The organism is Streptomyces sp. SM1 (assembly GCF_002910825.1).
Lineage (GTDB): Bacteria > Actinomycetota > Actinomycetes > Streptomycetales > Streptomycetaceae > Streptomyces > Streptomyces okerensis.
Genome location: NZ_NEUB01000476.1, coordinates 1 through 6,485 on the forward strand (window position 1 = coordinate 1; position 6,485 = coordinate 6,485).

At 74.3% G+C, this 6,485-nt stretch carries 3 protein-coding genes and 4 pseudogenes; 5 read left to right on the top strand and 2 right to left on the bottom strand.

Annotated features, from left to right (window positions below; genetic code table 11):
* The 4 genes and pseudogenes from B9S61_RS11840 to B9S61_RS11855 all read left to right on the top strand — a co-directional run.
* A pseudogene (locus B9S61_RS11840) lies at positions 1–391 on the top strand (HEAT repeat domain-containing protein); the annotation flags it as partial.
* 162 nt (positions 392–553) lie between these two features.
* Complete coding sequence (locus B9S61_RS11845; protein WP_103542221.1) at positions 554–1,678, top strand: glycosyltransferase family 1 protein; 1,125 nt, start codon at positions 554–556, stop codon at positions 1,676–1,678.
* Positions 1,675–2,868, top strand: a complete 1,194-nt coding sequence (locus B9S61_RS11850) for a glycosyltransferase (protein ID WP_103542222.1) — start codon at positions 1,675–1,677, stop codon at positions 2,866–2,868. Before B9S61_RS11845 ends, B9S61_RS11850 begins: the two co-directional genes overlap by 4 nt.
* Positions 2,865–3,866, top strand: a pseudogene (locus tag B9S61_RS11855) (SGNH/GDSL hydrolase family protein). Before B9S61_RS11850 ends, B9S61_RS11855 begins: the two are co-directional and overlap by 4 nt.
* On the opposite strand, the pseudogene B9S61_RS43435 reads toward B9S61_RS11855, so the two are convergent.
* Together B9S61_RS43435 and B9S61_RS11860 are read right to left on the bottom strand one after the other, a co-directional pair.
* Positions 3,770–4,315, bottom strand: a pseudogene (locus B9S61_RS43435) (biotin-dependent carboxyltransferase family protein); the annotation flags it as partial. The pseudogenes B9S61_RS11855 and B9S61_RS43435 overlap by 97 nt on opposite strands.
* Positions 4,314–5,487: pseudogene (locus tag B9S61_RS11860) on the bottom strand (MFS transporter); the annotation flags it as partial. The pseudogenes B9S61_RS11860 and B9S61_RS43435, both read right to left, overlap by 2 nt.
* 134 nt (positions 5,488–5,621) lie before the next feature.
* On the opposite strand from B9S61_RS11860, the gene B9S61_RS11865 reads away from it, so the two are divergent.
* On the top strand, positions 5,622–6,326 hold the full coding sequence (locus B9S61_RS11865) for a GntR family transcriptional regulator (RefSeq protein WP_103542223.1): 705 nt from the start codon (positions 5,622–5,624) through the stop codon (positions 6,324–6,326).
* The last annotated feature ends 159 nt before the right edge of the window (positions 6,327–6,485 follow it).

Consider the following 6,485-nt stretch of genomic DNA (forward strand, 5'->3'; position numbering starts at 1 on the left):
CCTGGTCCTCGCCGCGCTCCGCGAGGCCGTACGGGGCGAGGGCCCCGACGCTCCCACCCTGTGGACCCTCGTGGACGGCGCCGGCCGGCTCGGCATCGCCGCCGGGGCCCCCGTACTCCGCCACGTCTACCGCGAGACCGCCTCCTCCCATCTGCGGGGCAGGGCCGCCCGCGCCCTCGCCTCGACCGACCCCTCCTTCGCCACCGGCTTCGCCGTCGAATGCCTGTGGGACTGCGAGGAGACCACCCGCGAGATCGCCGCCCGGCACGCCGAGACCGGTGACACCCGGGTCGTCGACCGTCTGCGGCGGCTCGCCGCCGACCCCGCCGAGGAGGCCGAGGTCCAGACGGCCGTCCGCAGCCGGATCGGCCCCGAGGAGACCCCCGTGTGACCCGTCGGTCCACGCGCGGCGTGAACGGCGGATGGCGGGCGGGCCAGGCACGGGTGGAGACCGTCCGGCCCGCACGGTGCGGGAGACAACGCTCACGGCGTGTTCCCCGCGCGGCAAGATCGACGTTGACGTGACCACGTCCGGCGCGGCGACAACACCGGTATGCGTGTCGTCATCGTCACCGAGTCCTTTCCCCCCGATGTGAACGGCGTGGCCCACTGCGCGCTGCAGACCGCCCGGCACCTCGTCGAGCGCGGCCACACCCCCGTCGTCGTCGCCCCGTCCACCCCGGGCGACTCGTCGGACGACGGAGCACCGTGCTCCGTCGTCCGCGTTCCCTCCCTTCCGCTGCCCGGCTATCCCCAGGTCCGCGTCGCCCTCCCCAGCCGTCGCCTCGCCGCCGTGATCGCCGCCCACCGGCCCGACGTCGTCCACCTGGCCGGCCCCTTCGTCCTCGGCGTGCGCGGCATGACGGCGGCCACCCGCCTGGGCGTGCCGGCCGTCGCCGTCTACCAGACCGACCTCGCCGGCTACGCCCGTACGTACATGGGCGGGGGCGAGGCGGCGGCCTGGCGGCGCATCCGTTCCGTGCACGCGGCCGCCGACCTCACCCTGGCCCCGTCCGCCGCCGCCCGGCGCGACCTGGAGGCGCACGGCGTACCCCGGGTCAGGCTGTGGCCGCGCGGTGTGGACACCGTCCGGTTCCGGCCCGGCCGCCGCGACGAGGCACTGCGCCGGACCCTGGCCCCGAACGGCGAGCTCGTCGTCGGCTACGTCGGCCGGCTCGCCCCCGAGAAGCAGGTCGAGCTGCTGGCCGGGGCCTGCGGGCTGCCCGGGGTGCGGCTCGTGATCGTCGGTGACGGACCCAGCCGTCCGGCACTGGAGCAGGCCTTGCCCGGCGCGGCCTTCCTCGGCCGCCGCACCGGCGACGAGCTCGCCCGGATCTTCGCCTCGCTGGATGTCTTCGCGCACACCGGCCCCTTCGAGACCTTCTGCCAGACCGTGCAGGAGGCGATGGCGAGCGGTGTGCCCGTGATCGCTCCCGCGGCGGGCGGCCCGCTGGACCTCGTCGCACACGGACACACCGGGCTGCTCGTCCCACCGCGCGACACCGCCGCCGTACGCGATGCGGTGTGGTCCCTGGCCGCGGACCCCGGGCTGCGGGCCGCGTACGGGGCGGCCGGGCGCGCGGCGGTCGAAGGCCGCACCTGGGCGGCCGTGGGCGACCGGCTCATCGGGTACTACGCGGACGTGCTCGCCGGACCCCGGACGGCGGTGGCGGCATGAACGGGTCGCTGGGCATCGTGCGCCTGGCGAACTTCGTGGCTCCCGCGTCCGGAGGACTGCGCACCGCGCTGCGGGAGCTCGGCAAGGGCTATCTGGCGGCGGGGCACCGGCCCGTGCTCATCGTCCCAGGGAGCCGGGAGAGCGACCACGAGACCGAGCAGGGGAGAGTGATCACCCTGCCCGGCCCCCGGCTGCCCGGCACGGGCGGATACCGCGTCCTCACCGACAGGGCGCGGATCGCCGGCCTGCTCGAGGACCTGGCCCCCGACCGGCTCGAGGTGTCCGACCGCACGACCCTGCGCTGGACCGGCCGGTGGGCACGGCGGGCCCGGGTCCCGTCGGTCATGGTCTCCCACGAGACGGCCCTCGGCGTGCTGCGCACCTGGGGCCTGCCGGAGCGGACCGCCCGGCGCGCGGCGGACTCCCTCAACCTCCGCACCGCGCACGCGTACGCGCGCGTGGTGTGCACCACCGAGTTCGCCGAACGGGAGTTCACGAGCATCGGGGCCCGCAACACCGTACGAGCTCCCCTGGGCGTCGATCTGACGGAGCGGCACCCCGCGCTCCACGACCCGGCACTGCGCCTCCGCCACGCACGCGCACCGCAGACGCTGCTCCTCATGTGCTCCAGGCTGTCCCCCGAGAAGCGGCCGGGGACCGCCCTGGACACGCTGGAGGCACTGCTGCGGCGCGGACGGCCGGCGGTGCTGGTGGTGGCCGGGGACGGGCCGTTGCGGACGCGGCTCGAACAGCGTGCGCGGGGGCGCGGACTGCCGGTGACCTTTCTGGGACATGTGTGCGACCAGAGGATTCTGGGGGCGCTCCAGGCATCCGCCGACGTGTGCCTGGCGCCGGGGCCCGCCGAGACCTTCGGGCTTGCCGCGCTGGAGGCGATGGCGTGCGGCACGCCCGTGGTGGCGAGCGCGTCGTCGGCGCTGCCGGAGGTGATCGGCACGGCGGGAGCGGTCGCGGAGGACCGCGCGGACGCCTTCGCGGAGGCCGTCGAGCTGCTGCTGGCACGGAAGGAGACGGAACGCCGCGAGGCGGCACGCGCCCGTGCGGGGCACTTCGGATGGGGGACGGCCGTCGCGGCGTTTCTCGCGGCCCACGACGCGCCGGTGACGGTGCCACGAGCGGCGGGCGACGGCGGGGTCTCGGTACGGCCGGTCACGTCCCGGGGGCTCTCGTGAGACCGCTGCGGTTCGTCGTCCTCGGCGACTCGCTCACCGGGGACGTGGGGGACCGGCCCGGCGACGGGTGGCGGGGCTGGGCCGCGCTGCTCGCCCCGTCGCTGTCCGCAGGGCCCGTACAGTTCACCGACCTCGCGGTGAGCGGGTCGCGACGCGCGACGTGCTCGAGCGTCGGCTGCCCGCCGCGCCGAGGCTCCGGCCCGACCTGGCGTCCGTCGTCGTCGGCGTCGACGACACCCTGCACCGCGCCTTCGACATCCGTGACGTGACGGCAGGGCTGGACCAGGTGTACGCGGAGTGCACCGGTCAGGGCGCGGTGCTGCTCACGGCATGCCTGCCCGACCCCGGCACGCTGCTGGGACTCCCGGGCGCGCCGGCGCGCCCGCTCGCCCGGCGGCAACCGGGCGGTGAACACCGTGGTCCACGCCCTGTCCGACCGGTACGGGGCGGTGCACCTGCACGCCTGCGAAGGAGCCTGGGTCACCGACCGCGCGATGTGGAGTGCCGACCGGCTGCATCCCGGTGAGCCGGGGCACCGCCAACTGGCCGTCCGCTTCCACGAACTGCTGACGAGCCACGGCGCTGCCACCGGGCCGGCCCCCTCGACCGGATCGGACTCCCCGGCACCGACCACGTGGGCGAGCCTGCGGTGGCCGGCCGCGGCCGGCACCGGCTGGGTGGCCCGCCGGTGCACGGACCTGCTGCCGCAACTGCTCTCCCTGGCCGTCGACGAGATGCGTCACCACGCCCGGGGCGCGTGCGGCCGTCTCGACCTGCGCGCCTCCGCGGCCGCCTCCACGGCACCGGCCGCGCTGCCGACGCCGGAACAACGCCGCGGCGCCGCCCAGGTGTGCCTTCCGGACAACGCCGCGGGCCGCCCAGGTGTGCCGTGCGCAAGCCCTCAGCGGCGGACGGCGAGGAAGCGGACCGGGGTGCCGGGTGGGGCCTGGGCGGCGGCCGGGAGATCGGTGGAGCGCACGACGGCGATCACCGGGTAGCCCCCGGTGGTCGGATGGTCGGCCAGGAAGACCACCGGTGTGCCGTCGGGCGGTACCTGGACCGCGCCCAGCACCACGCCCTCGCTGGGGAGTTCCGCCCGCCTCGCCCGTTCCAGGGCCGGTCCGGTCGTGCGCAGCCCGATGCGGTTGCTCGCCGGTGACACGTGATAGGTGCGGGACGTGAACACGCGTACGGCCGCGGGAGCGAACCAGTCGTCGCGCGGGCCCGGGGTGACGCGCAGCAGGAGTTCGGCCGGGGGCGCCGGCTGCGGGGCGACGTCCACGCGCGCGCGACCGTCCGGCGGAAGCCCCAGGGGGAGGACGGCACCGTCCGTGAGGGGGGCCGGACCGAGGCCCGAGAGCAGGTCCGTGGAGCGGCTGCCGAGCACCGGTTCGACGGCGACGCCGCCGGACACGGCCACATAGGCGCGCACCCCGGACACGGCCGCCCACGGCACGTCCGGTGTTGTACGTGAAGCCCTGTCCGGTGCCGCGCACGGCCGTCGGGTACAGCTCGCTCAGATAGGAGCCGAAACCGCTGAAGATGGCGGACATGCAGAACCCCAGCGGGAAACCGAGCACCAGGACCAGGGTGTCGGCGCCGCTCGGGATGTTCGTGTACGCCAGGATGCAGACCGCCGACAGCAGGGCGAACAGCCAGATGTTGCGCCGGCGGCCCAGCCGGTCGGTGAGATGGCCGCCGGTCAGGTAGCCGAGGAAGGCACCCGAGATCAGGAACGCCAGATAGCCGCCGGTGCCGACGACCGACAGGTCCCGCTCCGTCTTCAGATAGGTCGGGACCCAGGTGGCGGTGTAGTAGCCGCCCTGGACGCCGGTGGAGAGCAGCACGGCGAAGAGCGTGGTGCGCAGCAGACCCGTCGACCCCGGCCGGTCCGGCCGGAAGATCGCCGAGAACGAGCCCCTCCGGGCGCTGCTCTCCCGCGCGGCGGCCGCCTGTGGCGCGTCCTGGACCCTGCGCCGCACCCACACGACGAGCAGGGCCGGCAGCGCGCCGGTCCAGAACATCACACGCCAGGCCAGGTCGCCGTCGGCCAGCGAGAAGATCACCGTGTACACGATCACGGCCAGCGCCCAGCCCACGGCCCAGGAACTCTGCACCGCGCCGAGGGTGCGGCCCCGGTGCCTGGTGCTCGCGTACTCGGCGACCAGGATCGCGCCGACCGCCCACTCACCGCCGAAGCCGAGCCCCTGGAGCGCCCGGAACACCAGGAGCGTCTCGTAGTTGGGCGCGAATCCGCAGGCCACGGTGAACACCGCGTAGGTGATCACCGTCACCAGCAGCGCCTTCACCCGCCCGACGCGGTCCGCCAGCACACCGGCGAGAGTGCCGCCGACCGCGGAGACCACCAGGGTGACGGTGGTCAGCAGCCCGGTCTGCCCGCTGTCGAGACCGAAGTACGCGGCCAGCGACCATGGTCAGCGGCAGCGTGAAGTAGTCGTACGAATCCAGGGCATACCCGCCGAACGCGCCGCCGAAGGCGCGCCGGCCGCGCGGCCCCAGCGCGCGCAGCCAGCCCAACGCCCCGTCGTCGTTCGTGAGTTCGGACGGTGCGGGGCGTGGTTCGTCGGTCAGGGCCTTCGCTGGGGGGATCGCGCTCATGGGCGCCTCGCAGAGGGAGGACGGAGGGTGCTGGAAGGAATGAGCCGTGCCGTGCGCAGCAAGGTAGAGGATCGTTGAACGATCCTTCAATACCCGTGTTGTCCCGTTCTTCCGTGTGCGATTGAATTCCGGGCATGACGGAGCAGCTGAGCGGACTGGCCGAGGACCGCGTCCTGTTGGGGCGCACCAGCACCGCCGAGCGGGTCGCGGACATCCTCCGGAGCCGGATCGCCGAGGGGTACTTCCCGCCCGGCACCCGGCTCTCGGAGGACAGCATCGGAGGCGCGCTCGGGGTCTCCCGCAACACGCTGCGGGAGGCGTTCCGCCTGCTCACGCATGAACGGCTGCTCGTCCACGAGCTGAACCGCGGCGTGTTCGTCCGGGTGCTGACCGTCGGGGACGTCGAGGACATCTACCGCACCCGCCGGCTCGTCGAGGGCGCCGTCGTGCGGGGCCTGGGCGACCCGCCGTACGCGCTCGACGCGCTCGCCCGGGTGGTCGCCCAGGGGCGCCGGGCGGCGCGCGAAGGTGACTGGAAAGCCGTGGGTACGGCCAACATCCACTTCCACCGGGAACTGGTGGCGCTCGCCGCCAGTGAGCGCACGGACGAGCTGATGCGCAGCGTCTTCGCCGAACTGCGGCTCGCGTTCCACGTGGTGGACGAGTCCAGAAAACTGCACGAACCGTACATCACGCGAAATGTCGCCATCATGGAGGCTCTCCGGGCCGGTGACCGGGAGAAGGCCGGGCAGTTGCTCGAGGCCTACCTCGATGTCTCGCTGGAACGGGTGGTGGAGGTGTACCGGCGCAGGGTGGGGGAGGACGGGCAGGACGCCTGAACCCGGTCCCCGCCCGGGCGCCCGGCGGCGGTGCGACAACCGTGACGCCGGGACCCATCTGCCTCGTTTGGGTTGTTGTCAGACCGAGGACCTAGTCTGTGCACCGTGACTTCGCCTGCATCGACGGACAGCGTTCCGCCCCAGCTCAGCGCGGGGCCG

Coding starts and splice junctions, on each gene's coding strand:
- B9S61_RS11845 (WP_103542221.1), top strand. CDS start 554: ATGCGTGTCGTCATCGTCACCGAGTCCTTTCCCCCCGATGTGAACGGC.
- B9S61_RS11850 (WP_103542222.1), top strand. CDS start 1,675: ATGAACGGGTCGCTGGGCATCGTGCGCCTGGCGAACTTCGTGGCTCCC.
- B9S61_RS11865 (WP_103542223.1), top strand. CDS start 5,622: ATGACGGAGCAGCTGAGCGGACTGGCCGAGGACCGCGTCCTGTTGGGG.